15 protein-coding genes are annotated in these 18,323 nt (G+C 73.3%); 4 read left to right on the forward strand and 11 right to left on the reverse strand.

Going from position 1 to position 18,323, the window contains the following annotated elements:
* Positions 1-134 precede the first annotated feature (134 nt).
* From AB0F70_RS25165 to AB0F70_RS25175, 3 genes are all read right to left on the reverse strand, one after another.
* Entirely contained in the window at positions 135-1,550 is a 1,416-nt protein-coding gene (locus AB0F70_RS25165; protein ID WP_357455201.1) for a UTP--glucose-1-phosphate uridylyltransferase, read from the reverse strand.
* Between the two features lie 9 nt (positions 1,551-1,559).
* Entirely contained in the window at positions 1,560-2,180 is a 621-nt protein-coding gene (locus tag AB0F70_RS25170; RefSeq protein ID WP_357455204.1) for an L-threonylcarbamoyladenylate synthase, read from the reverse strand.
* Between the two features lie 78 nt (positions 2,181-2,258).
* Positions 2,259-3,254: a pyridoxal-phosphate dependent enzyme gene (locus AB0F70_RS25175; protein ID WP_357455207.1), complete on the reverse strand. Its 996-nt coding sequence runs from the start codon at positions 3,252-3,254 to the stop codon at positions 2,259-2,261.
* A 95-nt stretch (positions 3,255-3,349) separates the two neighbouring features.
* On the opposite strand from AB0F70_RS25175, the gene AB0F70_RS25180 reads away from it, so the two are divergent.
* Positions 3,350-4,270, forward strand: a complete 921-nt coding sequence (locus tag AB0F70_RS25180) for a LysR family transcriptional regulator (RefSeq protein WP_357455210.1) — start codon at positions 3,350-3,352, stop codon at positions 4,268-4,270.
* Between the two features lie 60 nt (positions 4,271-4,330).
* On the forward strand, positions 4,331-4,789 hold the full coding sequence (locus tag AB0F70_RS25185) for a hypothetical protein (RefSeq protein ID WP_357455213.1): 459 nt from the start codon (positions 4,331-4,333) through the stop codon (positions 4,787-4,789).
* A 32-nt stretch (positions 4,790-4,821) separates the two neighbouring features.
* On the opposite strand, the gene AB0F70_RS25190 is transcribed toward AB0F70_RS25185, so the two are convergent.
* Complete coding sequence (locus AB0F70_RS25190; RefSeq protein ID WP_357455216.1) at positions 4,822-5,394, reverse strand: DinB family protein; 573 nt, start codon at positions 5,392-5,394, stop codon at positions 4,822-4,824.
* Entirely contained in the window at positions 5,391-6,275 is an 885-nt protein-coding gene (locus tag AB0F70_RS25195; protein ID WP_357455219.1) for a class I SAM-dependent methyltransferase, read from the reverse strand. The genes AB0F70_RS25190 and AB0F70_RS25195 overlap by 4 nt, the downstream gene beginning before the upstream one ends.
* Positions 6,276-6,406: 131 nt before the next feature.
* On the opposite strand from AB0F70_RS25195, the gene AB0F70_RS25200 reads away from it, so the two are divergent.
* Entirely contained in the window at positions 6,407-7,483 is a 1,077-nt protein-coding gene (locus AB0F70_RS25200; protein WP_357455222.1) for a hypothetical protein, read from the forward strand.
* A gap of 4 nt (positions 7,484-7,487) precedes the next feature.
* Here AB0F70_RS25200 and AB0F70_RS25205 read toward each other — a convergent pair whose 3' ends face one another.
* Together AB0F70_RS25205 and AB0F70_RS25210 are read right to left on the reverse strand one after the other, a co-directional pair.
* The gene (locus AB0F70_RS25205) at positions 7,488-8,423 is read right to left on the reverse strand and encodes a DMT family transporter (RefSeq protein ID WP_357455225.1); all 936 of its coding nucleotides are present in this window, start codon (positions 8,421-8,423) and stop codon (positions 7,488-7,490) included.
* A 298-nt stretch (positions 8,424-8,721) separates the two neighbouring features.
* Positions 8,722-9,402 (reverse strand): pyridoxamine 5'-phosphate oxidase family protein, encoded by a 681-nt coding sequence (locus AB0F70_RS25210; protein WP_357455229.1) that lies wholly within the window; start codon positions 9,400-9,402, stop codon positions 8,722-8,724.
* A 111-nt stretch (positions 9,403-9,513) separates the two neighbouring features.
* Here AB0F70_RS25210 and AB0F70_RS25215 point away from each other — a divergent pair, with 111 nt between their 5' ends.
* Positions 9,514-10,917, forward strand: a complete 1,404-nt coding sequence (locus AB0F70_RS25215) for a PLP-dependent aminotransferase family protein (RefSeq protein ID WP_357455232.1) — start codon at positions 9,514-9,516, stop codon at positions 10,915-10,917.
* An 86-nt stretch (positions 10,918-11,003) separates the two neighbouring features.
* On the opposite strand, the gene AB0F70_RS25220 is transcribed toward AB0F70_RS25215, so the two are convergent.
* The 4 genes from AB0F70_RS25220 to AB0F70_RS25235 all read right to left on the reverse strand — a co-directional run bounded on the left by AB0F70_RS25220 (position 11,004) and on the right by AB0F70_RS25235 (position 18,296).
* Positions 11,004-12,857, reverse strand: coding sequence for an ABC transporter ATP-binding protein (locus AB0F70_RS25220; RefSeq protein ID WP_357455235.1), 1,854 nt, complete (start codon positions 12,855-12,857; stop codon positions 11,004-11,006).
* A complete protein-coding gene (locus AB0F70_RS25225; protein WP_357455238.1) occupies positions 12,854-14,767 on the reverse strand; it encodes an ABC transporter ATP-binding protein in 1,914 nt (637 codons plus the stop codon). Before AB0F70_RS25225 ends, AB0F70_RS25220 begins: the two co-directional genes overlap by 4 nt.
* 85 nt (positions 14,768-14,852) lie before the next feature.
* Positions 14,853-15,677 carry a dimethylargininase gene (gene ddaH, locus AB0F70_RS25230; protein ID WP_357455240.1) on the reverse strand — a complete coding sequence of 275 codons (825 nt, stop codon included), beginning with the start codon at positions 15,675-15,677 and terminating at the stop codon, positions 14,853-14,855.
* A 9-nt stretch (positions 15,678-15,686) separates the two neighbouring features.
* Positions 15,687-18,296 (reverse strand): GNAT family N-acetyltransferase, encoded by a 2,610-nt coding sequence (locus AB0F70_RS25235; RefSeq protein WP_357455243.1) that lies wholly within the window; start codon positions 18,294-18,296, stop codon positions 15,687-15,689.
* Positions 18,297-18,323: the final 27 nt, after the last annotated feature.

The raw sequence follows: 18,323 nt of genomic DNA on the forward strand, positions 1-18,323 counted from the left end.
GCGGGGCCCCGCCATCGTCGCGCTGTTGTATCGGGGGCGGTTGGTGGGTGGCGTGTTCGTTAAAAGTACTGGTGGTCGGCACACCGAGGTGCCGACCACCTGACGTTCTACCGACCACACGGACCCCCTCGCGCTCAGAACCCTTCCGGGCCCACCGTCGCGCCGTCGGGCACCGTGCCGCCGTCGCCCGTGAGCTGCGCCTTGCCCTGTACCCGCACGCCGGACCCGAAGGTCCAGTCGCCGCGGACCGTCAGGGAGTCGGCGGCGCGCAGCGACGGCGCGCCCGCGGCGAACCGTTCGGTGAAGCCGTCGATGAGCTTGTAGTGCTCCTTGTCGAGGTCCACAAGCGGCGCGAGGGCCTGTGCCTCGAGCCGGTAGTCGGGCGTCAGGTCGTAGACGTCCGAACGCAGCACCAGCAGGTCGTTGGTCGTCTTGACCGGCAGGAACCGCGACCGCTCGACCTCGATCGCCGTCGCGCCCTCGAAGACGGCGACCGCCGCACCCATCGCGGACTCGATCTGCACGACCTTGGGCGACGACGAGTCCGACGGGTCGACGGTCTTGTCGTTGCGGATCAGGGGGAGCTCCAGCACCCCCGAGGTCCGCTCGAGCTCGGCGGCCAGCGCCTCGAGGTTGAACCAGAGGTTGTTGGTGTGGAAGAACGGGTGACGGGTGGCGTCCAGGAACGCGGCGGCGTCGTCGGGGTGGGTCTGCGCGGTCTCACGCTGGACGATGCGGCCGTCGGCCTTGCGGACGACGAGCTGGCCGCCCTTGACGTCGGCGGCCGTCTTGCGGCAGAGCTCGGCGGCGTACGGGGCGCCCGAGGCAGCGAACCAGCCGGCGATGGTCGCGTCCGGCGTGGCGCCGAGGTTGTCGGAGTTGGAGACGCACATGTACCGGAACCCCGCCTCCAGCAGCGCGACGACAACGCCGGAGGCGTGCAGCGCCGGGTAGAGGTCGCCGTGCCCGGGCGGGCACCACTCGAGGTCGGGGTCCTTCTCCCAGGTGACCGGGGTGAGGCCGTCGGCCAGCAGCTTGGGCTCGCGGTTCTGCAGGAAGTCGACGGGCAGGCCGTCCACGGCGATGTCGGAGTAGCGCTCCAGCGCGGCGATGGTGTCGTCGCGGGTGCGGAACGAGTTCATGAACAGCAGCGGGAGGCGGGCCCCCGTGGCCTGCCGCGCCGCCCGGACCTGGCCGACGATGATGTCGAGGAAGGTGAGCAGCTCGGTCTCGCCGTCGGCCGCGCCGGGCGAGACCCGGACCGGCAGCAACGACTTGGCCTGGTCCATGCCCATGGAGGTGCCGAGCCCGCCGTTGAGCTTGAGCATCGCGGTCTGCGCCAGGGCCGCGGAGGCGTCGTCGGCGCCGATCGTGAGGTCGGCACGGTTCGGGATGTCGACCAGCGGATCGATGTCGTCCTCGCGGATCAGGCCCGTCTCACCCGCCTGGAGCAGGTGGTAGAACCGCGTGAACGTCTCGATGGCGGCGGGCGCCACGCCTGCCTCGGTCATCTTGGTACGGGCCTGCTCGAGCCCGGTGAGGTCCGTCATGGGCACAGGTTATTCGAAGCGGGACGGGTCCCCGGCACCCACGCGCACGACGTCGGGGAACCCGTCGGACCAGTCGACGACGGTGGTCGGCTCGGTCCCGGCGTCCCCGCCGTCGACCACGGCGTCCAGCAGGTGGTCGAGCTCTTCCTTGATGGTCCAGCCGTCCGTCATCGGCTCGGCCTGGTCCGGCAGGATCAGCGTGGACGAGAGCAGCGGCTCCCCCAGCTCGCGCAGCAGCGCCTGCGTGACGGCGGAGTCGGGGATGCGCACGCCCACCGTCTTCTTCTTGGGGTGGGCGAGCCGGCGCGGGACCTCGGCGGTGGCCGGGAGGATGAACGTGTACGGCCCCGGCGTGGCCGACTTGATCGCGCGGAACGCCGAGTTGTCGAGCTTCACGAGCTGCCCCAGCTGCGCGAAGTCCGAGCACACCAGCGTGAAGTGGTGCTTGTCGTCGAGCTTGCGGATGCTGCGGATGCGGTCCGCGCCGTCGTGGTAGTCCATGCGGCAGCCCAGCGCGTACGAGGAGTCGGTCGGGTAGGCGACCAGGGCGTCGTCGCGCAGCATGGCGACGACCTGCGCGATGCTGCGCGGCTGGGGGTCGACGGGGTGGACGTCGAAGTAGCGGGCCATGCCGCCGAGCCTAGTCGGGCCCAGGGCACCGCGCAGCGCTCCGGCAACCTGTTCCGGCAACGTGCTCAGCGACCGCCCTCAAAGGACGGACAGGGCCCGCCGCAGCTCGTCCCCGCTGGCGTTCCCGCCCGTGCACACGACACCGACGTTGCGGCCCGCGAAGCGGTCCGGATCGGCGAGGACCGCCGCGAGCGCCGCGGCGCCCGCGCCCTCGGCGACGGTGTGCGCGCCGGTGAGGTACAGGTGCTGGGCGGCGGTGATCTGGTCGTCGGTGACGAGCACGAAGTCGGTGAGGTGCCGGCGCATCAGGGCCTGGGTGACCTCGAACCCGCAGCCGACGGCGAGGCCTTCGGCGCGGGTCGTGTTGGCGCGCTCGACGAGTGCTCCGGCGTGCCAGGAGTCGTGGGCCGCTGGTGACGCGGCGGACTGGACGCCGATGACGGCGGTGCCGGGGGCGACGGCGGCGGCGACCAGGCTCGCGGCGGCGGCGCCGGACCCGCCTCCGACGGGTACGACGAGGACGTCGAGGCCGGGTGCCTGCTGGAACAGCTCGAGGTAGAGGGTGCCGACGCCGGCGATGATGCCGGGTTCGTTGGCCGCGCCGACGAGGCGGGCGCCGGAGCTCTCGGCGAGGGCGGTGGCCTGGGCGCGGGCGTCGTCGAAGGTGGCGCCGTGCAGCAGCACGTCGGCGCCGAGGTCGAGGACTGCCCGGAGCTTGACCGGGTTGGGGTCGTCTGGCATGACGATGGTGCAGGCGGTGCCGGTGAGGCGGGCGGCGTAGGCGACGCCCTGGGCGTGGTTGCCGGTGGAGTAGGCGACGACGCCGCGGGCGCGTTCGGCGTCGGGCATGGAGAGCAGGAGGTTGCTGGCGCCGCGGGCCTTGAAGGCTCCGGTGCGTTGCTGGTTCTCGTGCTTGACGACTATGGCGGCGTCGGTGGCCCGGTCGAGCTCCGCGTACTGCCCCACGGGGGTGCGGACGACGATGCCCTCCAGGCGGGCCTGCGCGGCGAGGACGTCGGCGATGGTCGGCGGGGCCGGTGCCGAGAGCCGGGGCGGGAGGGTCGCGAGCGTCATGGTTCCAGCGTGACCCGCGCATGACCCATAGGTCCAATACCTGTTACGAAGACTTTCGATCGATAACACCTATCTTTCTGGGTTAGCCTGGGGTCATGACCGCAGAGCTCGACCTGACCCGGCTGCGTGTCCTCGCGGCGGTGGCCCGTACCGGCTCCGTCACGGCGGCAGCGAAGGAGCTGCACTACGCGCAGCCGTCGGTGAGTCACCACCTGTCCCGCCTGGAGGCCGACGCGGGGATCCCGCTGCTCCAGCGCCACGGCCGCGGCGTCCGCCTCACCGAGGCCGGCCGCCTGCTCGCTACCCGCGCCGAGGAGATCCTGGGCCGCGTCGAGGGCGCGCGCCGCGAGCTCGACGCGCTCGCCGGGCTGCGCGCGGGCCGCGCCCGGCTCGCCGCGTTCCCCTCCGCGCTGGCCACCGTGGTGCCCGACGCCGTCGCCCGGCTCCAGCAGGAGCATCCGGGCCTCTCCGTCGGCCTGGTGGAGCACGAGCCGCCGGACGCCGTCGCCGCCCTGCAGTCGGGCGCCGTCGACGTCGCGCTGGTGTTCGAGCACACCGACGTGCGCCATGCCCGCTCCATGGAGGACCTGTCGCGCTACGAGTCGACGACCATCCTCGACGACCCGGTCCACCTCGTGACGGCGGTCGACCTCGACGCGGCCCCCGTGCCCGGGTTCGTGCCCGACCTGAAGCTGCTCGACGACGCGGAGTGGATCGCCGGCTGCGAACGGTGTCGCGCCGACATGGTGGCCCGCTGCGCCGCCGTGGGGTTCGCCCCGCGCATCGCGTTCGAGACCGACGACTACGTGGCGGTCCAGGCCCTGGTGGCCGCAGGGGCAGGCGTGAGCCTGCTGCCGGGGCTCACGCTCCGCGCCCACCGGAACCCCGGGATCGCGAACGCTCCCCTGCCGGGCGCCGTCCGCCGGGTCATGGCGCTGACCGTCGGGCCGCCCGCGCCGCCCGCCGCGGCCCTGATTCGGCAGCTCGTCGCGGCAGGCGCTAACGTCCCTCTGTGACCACGGCTGTGGCTCCAGCCACCTTCCCGCACGCGGCTAGCTGAGGACGGACCAGGCCCGATGCTCCTGCTGTCCACCTTCTTCTACTCCGCGGGCTCCGCCGTGGCGGCATTCATGGCGCTCGAGGCGTACCTGGCGGTGGCCGCGACCAACGACACCTACCCGAGCGTGCTGCTGGCGGCCGTGGCCGCGGTCGGACAGATCACCGGCAAGCTGCTCTGGTACTGGGCCGGCGCCGGGACGACGCGTCTGCCGTGGCTGCGCCGCAAGCTCGAGTCCCCGAAGGCCGCCGCCGCGATGACCCGCTGGCGCGACCGCACCGACGGGCGCCCCGTCTACATGGGCCTGGTGCTGCTCGCCTCCGCGTTCGCAGGCCTCCCGCCGTTCATGGTCATGTCGGTGGTCGCGGGCGTGCTGCGCGTGCGGCTGTGGCTGTTCATCAGCACCGGCCTGGTCGGCCGGTTCTTCAGGTTCTGGATAGTGCTCGAGGCCGCCGACTACGCGTGGCTCCTGCTCTGAGCCGTCCGCGCTGAGTCGTTTGCGCCGCGCGGTCAGAGGTCCGTCGCGCCGTCCAGGGCCTCGCGCAGCAGGTCGGCGTGCCCCGCGTGCCGGGAGTACTCCTCCACCATGTGCACGAGGATCCAGCGCAGGGAGATGTGCCCGTCGCGCCCGGGCCGCACGGTGGTCCGGTCCAGGACGCCCGCGCCGGTCGGCTGATCCTCGCCCAGCACCTCGTCGAGGATCCGCTCGGAGGCCGCGACGGCGTCGTCGAACAGGGCGGTGAGCTGCTCGGGCGTGTCGTCGAGGGCGCTGTGCCAGTCCCAGTCGGAGTCGGCCGCCCAGTCCACCGTGTCCCAGGGCGGGGCCGGCTCGTTGCCGGCCAGCCGCACGTTGAACCAGATGTCCTCGACGTACGCCAGGTGCTTGAGCATCCCCGCGAGCGTCATGGTCGACGGCGGGTGCGGCGTACGCAGCTGCTCCACCGTCAGGCCCTCGCACTGGCGGCGGATCGTGGCGCGGTAGAAGTCGATGAACGACCGCAGGATCGTCAGCTCGTCGCCGACGATCGGCGGTTCGGTCCGCGGGACGGCGCTGCTCTCGGCGTCGGGCTGGGGAGTGCTCATGGGGCGACAATACCGATCGCCAGGATGTGCTGGCTCATGTCGGTGACCCCGGGCGTCGTCGACAGCACGCGGGCGAGCGTGAGCGCGGCGTCGATCAGCTGGGGTGCCTCGGGGGCGTCGAGCCGCACCCGTTCCAGCGCCCCGCCGGCGGCGCCCTCGATACCGTGCACGACGACGTCGGACAGCCCTGCCTCGACGGCCTCCGCGGCGAGCTCCGCTGCGTCGTGGAAGTGGGCGGCGGGGAACCCGATGTCGTCGGGGGCGTGGCCGTGCTCGAGGATCGCCTGCCAGGCAGTGGGCGGGAAGAACTCGTAGCCGCCGCCGACCAGCGCCGCGAGCCGCGTGATCGCGGCCGCGACCACTGTGCCGCCCGGCCGGGTCACGCGCACGGCCTCGCGCAGGGCGAGCAGCCGGTCCGCGCGGCTCGCGAGGTGGTAGAGCGGGCCGAGGAGGAGCACCGCGTCGAACTCGTCGTCCGCGAGGTCCAGACCCGGTCCGCCCAGGTCCCTGGCGTCGCCGACGCGCGCCTCAAACGTGCCGTGCTGCGCGGCGCGGGCGACCTGGGCGGCGACCGGGTCGACCAGCAGGACGTCGTAGCCGTCGTCCGCCAGCGGTGCGGCGTGCACCCCGGTGGCGCCGCCGACGTCGAGCACCCGCGCGCCGGGCGCGAGATGCTGCCGGATCAGCTCCTGGGTCCTCGTGTGCTCAACCCGGCCCTGCGCCGAGCCGACCGTCAGCCGGGCGTGCTCGTCCCAGCCGGTCCGCCCGGAGTAGTACTCCTGGACCCGGGTGTCGACCGCGTTCTGATCGGTCGCATACCGACCGGTCCGACCGCCGTGCTGCCCGTCGTCTCGCCCGTCGCCGCTCGTCTCGCTCGCCATGGCGAGACCGTAACGGCGCCCCGTGTCCACCCGCCACGTGTTTCCGGGAGGAAAACACTTGTGTAATTCACCCGAGACGAATCGTTATGTGTCCAGTACGCCTCTTTTGCTCCGAGTGTGAGCATGGCAACATGCGCAAGGTGCACCTGATCCGAGAATTCGCACCTGACGCCTATGAGTTCGCGCTGTCGTCCTGGTCGTGGATCGGTACCGGTGACAAGACCCCGCGCTTCGCGTCCTGCTTCGGCGACATGTTCCTCGAGTCCACCGACGGCTGGTGGTTCCTCGACACCGTGGAAGGCACGCTCGAACGCCGCTGGGACTCCATGGAGGGCATGTTCGCCGAGCTCCAGGGCAGCGACGGCCGCGCCGAGTACCTCCTCGAGGAGACGTTGAACGCGGCCCTCGCACAAGGGCTGCGGCTGGGCGAGGACGAGGTCTTCGCGTTCCTGCCGCCCCCGGCGGTGACGGGCACCATGTCCGTGAGCTCCCTGGCGCCGCTGCGCTTCGCCATCGCCGCGAACCTCGCCGGCCGCATCCACGGTGAGCTGAACGGCGTGCAGCCCGACGCCGGCGCGTCCGCCCTCTTCGCCGCCCAGCGGTACGCGGCGCAGCAGGCGGCTGCCCAGGCAGCCGCGGCGCAGGCCGCCGCACGGGACGAGGCGGCCAGAGAGGCCGCCGCGCGCGAGGCCGCGGCCCGCGCGGCAGTGGCACGAGAAGCGGTGGCCCGGCAGTCCGCGGCACGGCAGGCGGCCGCTCAGCAGGCGGCGGCGCAGCGCGCGGCGGAAGCCCAGTCGGCCCAGCACGCGGCCGCGCAGCGAGCGGCCGCGGTCCACGCCGTACCCGCCCAGCGGTTCGCCGCAGCAGCGCCCACGTTCGACGCGCCCAACCCCCGGACCGACCGGTGGCAGCCCGCGGCGCAGCAGGTGACCACCGGCGCCTACCCCGTGTACCAGGCCGCACCGGACCCGGAGTACGTGGAGCCCCAGTACGCCGCGGGTTCGGAGCTGGACTACACCGGGGGCTACGTCGCCCCGGGCGGGAACGGCGGGTACGACTACGTGGACAACTCCCACACCGCCGACTCCGGGCAGTTCAGCCAGTACATCGCCGACCAGTACAACACCGGCCAGATGGCCGCCATCGACCACACGTCCGTCCCGGCCCGGCCGGGGCCGCACCAGGACGGACGCTGGTCGTACGCCTGAGGCGCTAGTCCTCCAGACCCGCCACGGCGGCCAGGATCAGCACCGACCCGACGATCCCCAGGAGCCCGAGCCGCTCCCCCAGCAGGACCGCGGCCGCGACCGCAGCCGTCACCGGCTCCAGCAGCGTCGCGACGACCGCCGCTCCGCTGCGGGTGGTGCGCAGCCCGGCGTAGAAGAGGCCGTAGGCCAGCGCCATCGTGAAGATCCCGAGATACGCGAGCGTGCCGAGCGCCGTCGGATCGCTCGTGACGAACGGGCCGCCGCCCGCCAGCACCACGGGGACGAGGCCGACGGCGCCCGCCGTCGTCGCGACCGTCGTCAGGGCGAGCGGGTCCACGTCGCCGGACGCCAGCAGGGTGCTGCCGAGCGCCGTCGTCGCCGCATAGACGGAACCTGAGGCGATCGCCAGCAGCAGGCCGAGCACAGGCTGGGGGCCGACGGCGTTCGCGCCCGACGCTGCACCCGACGCCATACCCGACGCCATACCCGACGCCATGCTCACCAGCACGAGGCCGGACAGCGCGGAGCTCACGACGAGCGTCAGCCGGACGGTGCTCCTGGTCGCCGTCCGGCGCCGGGCCCGGACGAGGTCGACGACCGCGAGGAGGACCGGTGCCAGCCCCAGGCTGACCACGGTCGCGACGGTGACCCCGGCCGTGGCCACCGACCCGAAGTACAGCGCCTGATAGGCGCCAGTACCCAGGCCGACGACGACGGCGCGGACCGGGCGCGCCCGCACGAGCGCCACGAGGTGCGAGCCTCTGCACCGGGCGAACGAGGCCACGAGCAGCGCGACGGCCGCGATGAGCATGCGGTAGGCGCTGACCGTGAGGACCGACATCGGCGAGTGGTCGCGCAGGATCTCAAGTGCGAGGCCGCCGGTGCCCCAGAGAATTCCGGCGAGGCATACGAAGAGCAGCCCGATACGAGTGGATGACATGTGTGCTCCTGGCCGGTCCCCGCGGGGCCCGGCCCGTTCCGAGGGAATTCCGTGGGCAGGGAATCGTCGTGGAGCACGCCCCAGCACCGGCCCGCGGGGGCCGGTCGTAGTGCCGCTCCGGTCAGACGACCGGGGGCGGCAGGACGGAACGTGTGGGAGTCACGATCGGGATGCTAGCAGCGCTGCCCGTGATGGTGGCGGCCCTCTCCTTCGAGGCCTAAGTTCCTCCGCTCTGAATCGGTTCAGAGCGGAGGAACTTAGGCCTCAAAGAAGGAGGCCGGGGGCCAGAGGCCCGGCGTCAGCCCCGGCCGAGCTCCGCCGCGCGACGCAGGACCAGGTCCGGGACCGGGTCGGACACGTAGTCCTCGGTCACGGGCGCCGACGCGACGCGGCGCACGGGGACGAGCCCGGCCCAGCCGCTCAGGTCCAGGTCGCCCGGCTCGAGCGTGGCGCCGCCCGTGCGCTGCTTCATCGAGGCCTCGGCCAACGGCAGCGCGATGACCGCCGTCGCCGCGAGCTCCTTGCGCGTCGCGGGCGGCAGGGTCGCTGCCCGCCCGGGCATCATGTGGTCGACGACGAGGTCCAGCGCCCGGCGCCGTTCCTCCGGGTCGGTCACCCGACGGGGTCGCCCGATCACGACCGCCGAGCGGTAGTTCATCGAGTGGTGGAAGCCGGTCCGCGCCAGGACGAGGCCGTCCAGCTCCGTCACGGTCACGCAGACGTCCTGCTCCAGGGCCGGGGCGAGCCAGCCGGCGGCGACGGAGCCGTGCAGGTAGAGCGAACCACCGTCGTCGGGCCCGGAGGCATCCACGGCGAACGCCGTCGGGAGCACCACCGGATGCCCTCCGGCGACGACGCCCAGGTGCGCCACGAGCGCGTCCGAGAGCAGCGCCATGAGCTGACGCCGGTCCTCGACCTGGCGGTTGCGGCCGCGGGTCGGAGTGGTGCGTGGGGTCGGGGAGAGCTGCTGCGTCGTCATACCGCTAGCCTGGCCCGGAAGTGGCTGGTGGACACGGGCCAGTTCGCAGCGATTCAAACAAGCCACTTGCTCGGTCCTCGCCCCAGCTCCAGCCCAACCGGAGAAGATCTCGTGCTCCCCGTTCGTCTCGACCGCGCCCGCCCCGAGCCGCTTCCCGCACAGCTCGCGGGCGCCGTCCGCGAGCTCGTGACCGGCGGCACGCTCACCGCGGGCGACCGGCTGCCCTCCAGCCGCGCCCTGGCGGCCGACCTGGGTGTGGCGCGCGCCGTCGTCGAGCAGGCGTACGACCAGCTCCTGGCCGAGGCGTGGGTGGAGACGCGCCGCGGGTCGGGCACGTTCGTGGCGTCGGGCGGTGCGCTTCCCCCAGCCGCGCGCACAGCACACGCACCCGCACGCGCACATGCACAGGCACCGCCACACACCTCCGCTCCCCCGACCCGGACCCGAACCCGGCCGCAGCCGGCCGTCCGCGAGCCGCAGCTCATCCGCCTCGACGCCGGGACGCCCTGGATCGACCCCAGACACCTCGCGGGCTGGCGGCGGGCCTGGCGCGAGGTGTCCGCCGTGGTCCCGCCGCGGGGCTATCCCGACCCACGCGGGCTCCCCGACCTCCGCGAAGCGCTCGCCGAGCGGCTCGCCCGCACCCGCGGCGTGACGGTGCGGCCAGACGAGATCCTGGTCACCGCGGGCTCGACGGACGGTCTCCGGCAGCTCCTCGGTGCACTGGGCCCAGGGGACGTCCTCGTCGAGGACCCCGGTTACCGCGCCGCCGCCGAGACGGTCCGGTCGGCCGGACGCGGCGTCGTGGATCACCCCGGCCTCGAGCCCGTCACGGACCTGGCCGGCTGCGCCGCCGCCTACGTCACGCCGGCACACCAGCACCCGCTGGGCCGGGTCATGCCCGCCGCGGACCGGCTCACCCTGTTGGCGGCGGCCCGGGAGGCGGACGCGGTGGTCGTCGAGGACGACTACGACTCGGAGTTCCGGTACGACGTCGCCCCCGTGCCCGCCCTCGCGGCCCTCGACCGGTCGCGCGTCGCCTACCTGGGCACCGCCTCGAAGTCGGTGAGCCCGAGCCTGCGGCTGGGCTGGCTCGTCGCGCCGCCGGAGATCCACGAACGCCTGGTCCGACGCCGCACGGTCACCCACGACACCCCGCCCTGGCCCACCCAGCGCGCCATGTTCACCCTGCTGCGCGAAGGCTGGGCCGACAAGGTGGTGCGCACGGCCCGCCGGGTCTACGCGGACCGGGCGCCGCGCGTGGCGGCCGCCATGGCACCGTACGCCGAGCTCGCCGGCCCGCTCGCGGGGATGTACTCGACCTGGCTCACTGAGCCCGAGCCGGCCGAGGCGGCGCGGGCCGCTGCCCGCGCCGCCGGCTTCGACGTCCCGCTCCTCGCCGACTACTGCCGCAGCGCCCGCCTGACCGGGCTCGTGCTCGGCTTCGGCGGCGTCACCGACACGGAACTAGACCGCGCGCTCGAAGCGATCGTCCACGGGCTGACCACGGGCTGACCCCCTTCGAGGTCTAAGTTACTTCGCGCTGAAACGTCTCAGAGCGGAGCAACTTAGGCCTCGAAGAGAGTGCCGACACGACAAGCTCAGACCAGCGAGTCCCGCCACGCCTCGTGCAGCCGGGCGTACCGGCCGTCGCCGGCGACGAGCTCGGCCGGAGTGCCGTCCTCGACGATCCGCCCGTGCTCCATCACCAGCACCCGGTCGGCGATCGCCACCGTGGAGAGCCGGTGCGCGATGATGATCGCCGTCCGGTCCGCGAGCAGCGTCTGCAACCCACGCTGCACGAGCCGCTCGCCAGGCATGTCGAGCGACGACGTCGCCTCGTCGAGCACGAGCACCGCCGGGTCGGCCAGGAACGCCCGGGCGAACGACAGCAGCTGCCGCTGACCGGCCGAGACCCGCCCGCCGCGCTTGTTCACGTCGGTGTCGTACCCGTCGGGCATGTCGAGCACGAACTCGTGCGCGCCCACCGCCCGGGCGGCGGCCTCTATCTCCTCCTGGGTGGCGTCGGGCCGTCCGAGCGCGATGTTCTCCCGCACCGACCCGCTGAACAGGTACGCCTCCTGGGTGACCATGACGACGGCGCGGCGCAGGTCGGCCGAGGCCAGGTCGCGCACGTCGACGCCGTCCAGGCGTACCGCGCCCTGGGACGCGTCGTAGAACCTGGTCACCAGCTTGGCGACCGTCGACTTGCCGGCGCCGGTGGTCCCGACCACCGCGACGGTCTGCCCGGCGGGGATCGTGAGGTCCAGGTCGGGCAGCACCACGGGACCGTCGCCGTACTGGAACCGCACGTGGTCCAGCCGCAGCTCGCCGCGAGCCCGCCCGCCGTCCGCGAGCGGCAGCGGCGTCGGGTGCACCGGCTCGGTGACGGTGGGCTCCTCGGACAGCAGGCCCGAGACCTTCTCGAGCGCCGCCGTGGCCGACTGGAACGAGTTGTAGAACATGCCGAGCTGCTGCACCGGCTGGAAGAACCGCTTGCAGTAGAGCAGCACTGCCGCCAGCGCACCCACCGCCAGCGTGCCGTCCAGGACCCGCCAGCCACCCACCGCGAGGGCCGCGACGACGGTCAGGTTGCCGATCAGGATGAGGCCCGGCTGGAACCGGCCGTTGACGCCGAAGATCAGCAGGTTCGCGTCCCGGTAGTCCTCGCCGAACTTGCGGTACTCGGCCTCGGTGGTCGGCTCGCGGCGGAACGCCTGCACGGCACGCATGCCCGTCATCGTCTCGACGAACTTCACGATGAGCCGGGCCGACGCCGTCCGCTGCTCCCGGTAGAACCGCTGCGACATGCGCTGGAACCAGCGGGTGAGCAGCCAGGCGGGGACGAACGCGACGGCGAGCACCAGCCCGGACCGCCAGTCGATGAGCAGCAGGCCCACGAACGTGAACAGCATGAGGAGCACCGAGGAGACGACGCCGGTGAGGCCGCCGTCGAGCAGCTCGCGCAGCGCCTCCAGGTCGGAGGTCTGCCGGGAGATGATCCGGCCCGACGTGTACGACTCGTGGAACTCCAGCGACAGGCGCTGGGTCTGGCGGAACACGCGGCGGCGCAGGTCGAGCAGCACCGCCTGGGCGATGCGTGCGGCGGCCCGCACGTAGGCACCGGCGGCGACCCCGCCGAGGATCGCGGCGGCGAGGTAGCCGGCGCCGCTGAGGACCAGCGGCGTGACCGACCCGTCCCGCAGGGCGGGTATGGCCTGGTCGATCGCGACGGACACGAGCCACGGCCCGGCGACCTGGCCGAGGCTGGACGCGACGACGAGCACCGCCGCCCAGGCCAGGGCCTTCCTGTGCGGGCGCAGCAGGTCGCCCAGCAGGCGCATCGACCGGCGCCGGACGCTGCGCGAGGCCTCCTTGTTGAGGCTGGTCTCGTCGTCCGCCGCGGCGTCGGTGGGCCGACGGCGGGTGGTGGTCGGCTCGGTGGTGGCGGTCATGACAGCGCCTCCTGGCTCTGCTGGTCTGCGCTGTGCGGTTCGGAGCTGCCCGGGGCAGGACAGTGCGGATCATTCGCCTCGTAGTCGGTCTCGAGGCTCGAGATGATGTAGCGGTAGTGCGCGTCGCTCGCGAGCAGGTCGTGGTGCGTCCCGACGGCGGTGATCCGGCCGTCCTGCAGCACGGCCACCCGGTCCGCGAGCGCGACGGTCGACGGCCGGTGCGCGATGACGAGCGTCGTCGTGCTGTCGAGCACGTCCCGGAGGCGGGCCGTGACCGCCTCCTCGGTGGTGACGTCGAGCGCGGAGAGCGGGTCGTCGAGCACGAGCACCGGCGGCCGGGCCGCGATGGCGCGGGCCAGCGCGAGGCGCTGCCGCTGGCCCCCGGAGAGCGACAGGCCCTCCTCGCCGATGCGCGTGTCGACGCCGTCGGGCAGCTCGGCGACGAACTGCGCCTGCGCCACCTCGAGGGCCTGGGTCAGGAGCGCCTCGCGTTCGGCCTCAGGGAGGGTGTCGGAGACGCCGAGCAGCACGTTGTCCCGCACGGACGCGGAGAACAGCGTGGGGTCCTCGAAGGCGACGGCGACCCGCTCGCGCACCTGGGCGCGCGTCAGGTCGCGGACGTCGACGCCGTCGACCTCGACCACGCCGTCGGTCACGTCGAAGAGCCGGGGCGGGAGCATCGCTAGCGTCGACTTGCCGGATCCGGTCAGCCCGACCAGGGCGGTGGTGGTGCCGGGCGGCAGCTCCAGGTCGACGTGGTCGAGCACGGGGCGGACGGCGTCGTCGTACCGGAAGGTGACGTCGCGGAAGGCGACGTGGCCGCCGGCCTGCCCGGCAGCCCCTGGGGTGACCGCTGGGAGGTCGGCGGGCGTCGCCGGGTCGGTCAGCGGGTTCACGGTCTCCATGACCTCGAAGAACCGGTCGACGGCGGTGCGCGCGTTGAGCGTCATCGACAGGGTCATGCCGAGGTCGACGACGGGGCCGTTGATGACCTGGGCCGTGGCGAAGAACGCGACCAGGGCGCCGAGCGTCATGTCGCCCTGGGCCACCAGGTAGGCGCCCACCACGAGCGCCACTGCCTGCGTGACCTCCGGGATGGTGCGCAGGGCGGTGGTCAGCCCCGCGTCGGTGGTGGCCTTGCGGATCTCGGTCTCGCGCAGCCCCTCCGCCTGGTCGGTGAACTGGTCCAGCGCGTCCGGCCCGCGGCCGAACGCCTTGAGCACGCGGATGCCGTGCACGGACTCCTCGACGGTGGTGGCGAGGTCGCCGGACTGGTCCTGGGAGAGCCGCGAGATCTTGCGGTACCTGCTGGAGAACCGGAAGGCCAGGATGGTCACAGGGATGGACCCGCACAGGAAGATGATGCCGAGCCAGCCGCCCGTGGCGACGAGCAGGGCGACCCCCACGATGATGGTCACGACGCTGACCACGAGCTGCAGGATGCCGAACACGAGCCAGCGGCGGAGCAGGCCGAGGTCGCCCATGATGCGGCTCAGCAGCTGTCCGCCGGGCCAGCGGTCGTGGAACGCGATGGGCAGGTCCTGCAGGTGCGTGAACAGGGCCATCCGCATCCCGGCCTCGACACGCGTCCCCGGGAACATGACCAGGGTGCGGCGCAGCAGGATGAGGCCGGCCTCGCCCACGCCGAGCACGGCGATGAGGACGACGGACCAGGCCAGGCCGGACCAGTCGTGCTCACGGACGCCCTCGGTGAGCGGGCCGTCGGTGACCCACCGGAGCACGGCAGGGATGGCGAGCGCCATGAGGCTGGCGCCGAGCGACGCGACCAGCCCGCCGACCAGGCGGGGCAGGGCGGTGCGGACGTAGGGGTGGAGACGACGGATCGAGGCGAAGGTGCTGCGCTCGGACGACGGATCGGATCGATTCGAACTATCGGCTGTTTGAGGCATCAGGACCATTATCCCGCTGCCCGCAAGTTGTTAGTTTGGGTAAGCACCTTGTTTGCTGTGACCTGCGTCACGCCAAGAAAGGTGCTCAGCGCACCCGCACCGACAGGCAGGTCACGCACCCCTCGAGCTTCTCGAACTCGGTGACGGGCGTGGTGAGCACGGTCAGCCCGCGCCCCCTGAGCAGCTCGGTCGTGGCGGGTGCGGCCGCGGACATCAGCACCGTGGACTCGTCCAGCACGACGACGGCGCTGCCCTCCGCCTCGGGCACCGGCACGAACGCGTCGAACACGCCGGCGTCCTCGACGAGGGGCGCGTACCCGATGATCGTGCCGTCCGGCAGGGCGGTCACCGCGGACTTCAGGTGCAGCACCCGGGTCACCGGCACCTCGACCACGCGCCACCCGCGCGGCTCGAGCAGCGCCCGGAGCTGGGCGGCACCTTCGGCGTTGGTGCGCGCCGTGCGGCCGACGTACACGGTGCGGCCCACCTTGAGGACGTCACCGCCCTCCAGCGTGCCCGGCTCCGTGATCTGCGCGAGCTCGGTCACCACCGCCTCGACCACCGGCCGCGCCGACTCCACCTCGCCGCGCCGGGTCAGCGCCCCCGGCCGGGTCAGGACCGCCAGGTCGTCGAACACGACCACCGCGTCCTCCACGAAGACCCCGTCGGGATGCGCCTCGGCCGCCGGCACCGCACGCACGTCCCAGCCGTACCCGCGGAACACCTCCACGTACCGCTGCCACTGCTGGGCCGCCAGGTCCGCGTCGACGGGGACGCGTTCCAGGTGGGTGAGCTCGCCGTCGGCCAGGCGGGCCGACGGCGGGCGGACGAGCAGGGTGCGCCGCGGGCGCCCGGCCGGCTCGGCAGTGGTCGACTCAGGGGCCTGTTCGGTGGTCGGTTCGTTCGCCATGCGGCGACGTTATCGGACCACCCGCCCGCCGGCCGCCTCCTCACGCCTCAGATACGCCATGCGTGCCACCTTCGGACCCTGCGGCGACTCGTACGAGACCTGCTCGCCCGCGGTGAAGCCCATGGCGACCATCCGGCTGATGGCCTTGTCGTTGTTCGCGTCGGGCTCGCCGACCAGCCGCCGGGTGCCCGGTCCGGCGAAGAGGAAGCCGTGCAGCGCAGGGCCGAGGACGGTCCACGGGTTGTCGGGCGAGCCGTGCCGCGCGGTGGGCCCGCGGCTCCCGAGGAAGAAGTGCATGCCGAGGTCGCCCGGCTGCACGTCGTAGGCGGTGGCGATCGGATCGTGCTCGGGGAGGTACGCCTGGAGGAGCACCACCGGCTCGCCGTCCCACCGCACCAGGTAGGCGTGATGGGTGGGCAGGGACTCGACGAACGCGTAGGTGTCCCGCACCTCGTCGCGCGTGTGGTCGCCCATGCCCCAGAAGCTGGCCCGCGGCTGCGTGAACCAGCCGTGCAGGACGTCGGCGTCGGCGTCCGGATCGAGCATGTGCACGGTGATGAGACCGACCGCGCCGAAGTCGCGGCGCCACACCTCCGCCCCGCGCGGGCCGTTCAGCAGCCGCAGCGTCGTGTCCGCGGGGTACAGCCGGTCCCAGTCGGTGACGACGGGGGCGGTTCCGGCGTCGGCCCAGGTGGCGTGCTGGTCGTCGAAGTGCGCGCTGCCCGGGCGGCCGTCGGCGCCGAAGGGCACGCCCCAGCGGCTGTTCGCGCGGTCCGCCAGGTCCCAGACGTAGCGCGCGACGGAGCCGCGGTAGGCGGTGGCCGCAACGCCCGGCGACCCGCCGGTGCAGCGGACCGTGTCGTTGTTCCCGGAGACGTGCGCCGGGGTCACGCCGGACGCCGGGTCGCCAGGGCCCGGCACGGGGTGCAGCGGGGCGGGCACGTGCAGCTCACCCCAGGTGAGCTCGTCCTCGGAGGCCACCTCGGCCAGCGCCGCGCGCGCCTCGGCCGCGGAGTCGATCCGCAGCCAGTCCGCCGCGAGAATGTTGGCGAGCCCGGCCCCGACGGCCGTCGGCACGTCGAGCACACCCCCGAGCACGGGAGCGAAGGACGGGTCCTGCCCGTGCGGCTCGTGCAGCGGCGCGAACACGGGGTGCCGGGCGAGGCGGTGCGTCAGCGTATCCCGCCACCGCATGTACAGGGCGGCGGCTGTCGAGCCGGCGTCGACGTGCGCGCCGTCAGCGACCCAGGCGCGCAGGCGGACGGCGGGCGCCGAGCCGTCGTCGGCGAGGTGCGCGACGAGTCCGGGCGCGCCCAGGTCGCGGGTGTCGCCGTGGATCCGCGCCTGCGTCGCCGGCGACTCCGGGACGGTCGCCGCGGCGAGCAGCTGCCTGATCCGTTCCGCACGGTGCGGCGCGTACGACCAGCCGAGCTCGTGCGCCTCGCGGCCGGGCCGGACGTCACGCGGGCCGAGGCCCGGGCGGCCGTCCAGCTCGGCGGGCGGCTGGGTCACCGGCCGCTCGTTCGCGTCGACGGCGACCTGCGTGACCGCTACCGGCGCGGGGAGGTCCACGTACCCGTCGGCGGGCTTGGCGGCGGACAGCGCGCGGTCGGCGGCGGCGGGGACCTTGCCCGCCGTCATGCTGAGCACCTCACCGGTGCTGTCCGCGGCCAGGACCCGGTTGACCGGGTCCACCCAGCCGCTGAACGCCTCGGCGACGTCGCTCGCGGTGCGGGCGTGCAGCAGGGCGCGCCAGGACGCGACGCCGACGTCGGCCAGCTCGCGCGCGGGCCAGTGCAAGTGCCAGCCGTCGGCACCGGCGCTGTCCGCGCCGTCGGCGACCACCTCGACATGGTGCGCGATGGCGTTGGTGATACCCCACGCGACGGAGCCCGTATGCCCGAAGTGCGGGATGCCGGGCACCCCTGGAAAGGCGAACCCGAGCACGTCGTACGGCGCGGCCGGGTCGGTGCAGACGAGCCGGACCTGCTGGTAGGGGCCGGGGAGCTCGAGCGTGCGGTGCGGGTCCCCCGCGACGAGCGGGCTGCCCGACGAGGTGTTCGAGCCGTGTACCGCCCACGCGTTCGAGCCGGAGCTCGGCCCGGCCTCGGCCGCGAACAGGCCGAGCACCTGCTCCAGCGGCACGCCAGGCACGTGCAGGTGCCTGGCGACGTGCTCGCGCCACAGGATGCTCGGGAAACCGTTGAACAGCACGTGCGCGGTGAGGAAGACCCCGATCGGCGTCCACGGCTGCCAGGGCTCGTGCGGCACCCCGGCCAGCTCCGGCACGTCCCGCCCGCCCGCGAGCAGGCCGGCGCTCACGCCGTCGGAGTACGCGGCAAGCCACTCCTGCTCGGGCCGGTCCAGGGCGTCGTAGATCTCGCGGGCCGTTGCGGCCAGGCGCTCCCGGGCCGCGAACCGGTCCCAGGCGTCACCCGCCGCGCCGGCGATCTCCGCGTACCGCTCCTCGGCCCGCATCCGGTCGGCCTCGACCTGCAGGCCGCGGTCCTGTGCGGTCACCCAGCCCTGGCCGTAGGCCAGCGCGGTCTCGGAGGCGGCCCGCACGTGCGGGATGCCGAGGTCGTCACGGAACAGGTCGAACTCCACGTTCCCCATCATCTCTCGATCATCTCTTGCGCAATCCTC

This window comes from Promicromonospora sp. NPDC023805 (assembly GCF_040639635.1).
In the GTDB taxonomy this organism is placed as follows: Bacteria; Actinomycetota; Actinomycetes; order Actinomycetales; family Cellulomonadaceae; genus Promicromonospora.

Coding starts and splice junctions, on each gene's coding strand:
- AB0F70_RS25165 (WP_357455201.1), bottom strand. CDS start 1,550: ATGACGGACCTCACCGGGCTCGAGCAGGCCCGTACCAAGATGACCGAG.
- AB0F70_RS25170 (WP_357455204.1), bottom strand. CDS start 2,180: ATGGCCCGCTACTTCGACGTCCACCCCGTCGACCCCCAGCCGCGCAGC.
- AB0F70_RS25175 (WP_357455207.1), bottom strand. CDS start 3,254: ATGACGCTCGCGACCCTCCCGCCCCGGCTCTCGGCACCGGCCCCGCCG.
- AB0F70_RS25180 (WP_357455210.1), top strand. CDS start 3,350: ATGACCGCAGAGCTCGACCTGACCCGGCTGCGTGTCCTCGCGGCGGTG.
- AB0F70_RS25185 (WP_357455213.1), top strand. CDS start 4,331: ATGCTCCTGCTGTCCACCTTCTTCTACTCCGCGGGCTCCGCCGTGGCG.
- AB0F70_RS25190 (WP_357455216.1), bottom strand. CDS start 5,394: ATGAGCACTCCCCAGCCCGACGCCGAGAGCAGCGCCGTCCCGCGGACC.
- AB0F70_RS25195 (WP_357455219.1), bottom strand. CDS start 6,275: ATGGCGAGCGAGACGAGCGGCGACGGGCGAGACGACGGGCAGCACGGC.
- AB0F70_RS25200 (WP_357455222.1), top strand. CDS start 6,407: ATGCGCAAGGTGCACCTGATCCGAGAATTCGCACCTGACGCCTATGAG.
- AB0F70_RS25205 (WP_357455225.1), bottom strand. CDS start 8,423: ATGTCATCCACTCGTATCGGGCTGCTCTTCGTATGCCTCGCCGGAATT.
- AB0F70_RS25210 (WP_357455229.1), bottom strand. CDS start 9,402: ATGACGACGCAGCAGCTCTCCCCGACCCCACGCACCACTCCGACCCGC.
- AB0F70_RS25220 (WP_357455235.1), bottom strand. CDS start 12,857: ATGACCGCCACCACCGAGCCGACCACCACCCGCCGTCGGCCCACCGAC.
- AB0F70_RS25225 (WP_357455238.1), bottom strand. CDS start 14,767: ATGCCTCAAACAGCCGATAGTTCGAATCGATCCGATCCGTCGTCCGAG.
- ddaH (WP_357455240.1), bottom strand. CDS start 15,677: ATGGCGAACGAACCGACCACCGAACAGGCCCCTGAGTCGACCACTGCC.
- AB0F70_RS25235 (WP_357455243.1), bottom strand. CDS start 18,296: ATGATGGGGAACGTGGAGTTCGACCTGTTCCGTGACGACCTCGGCATC.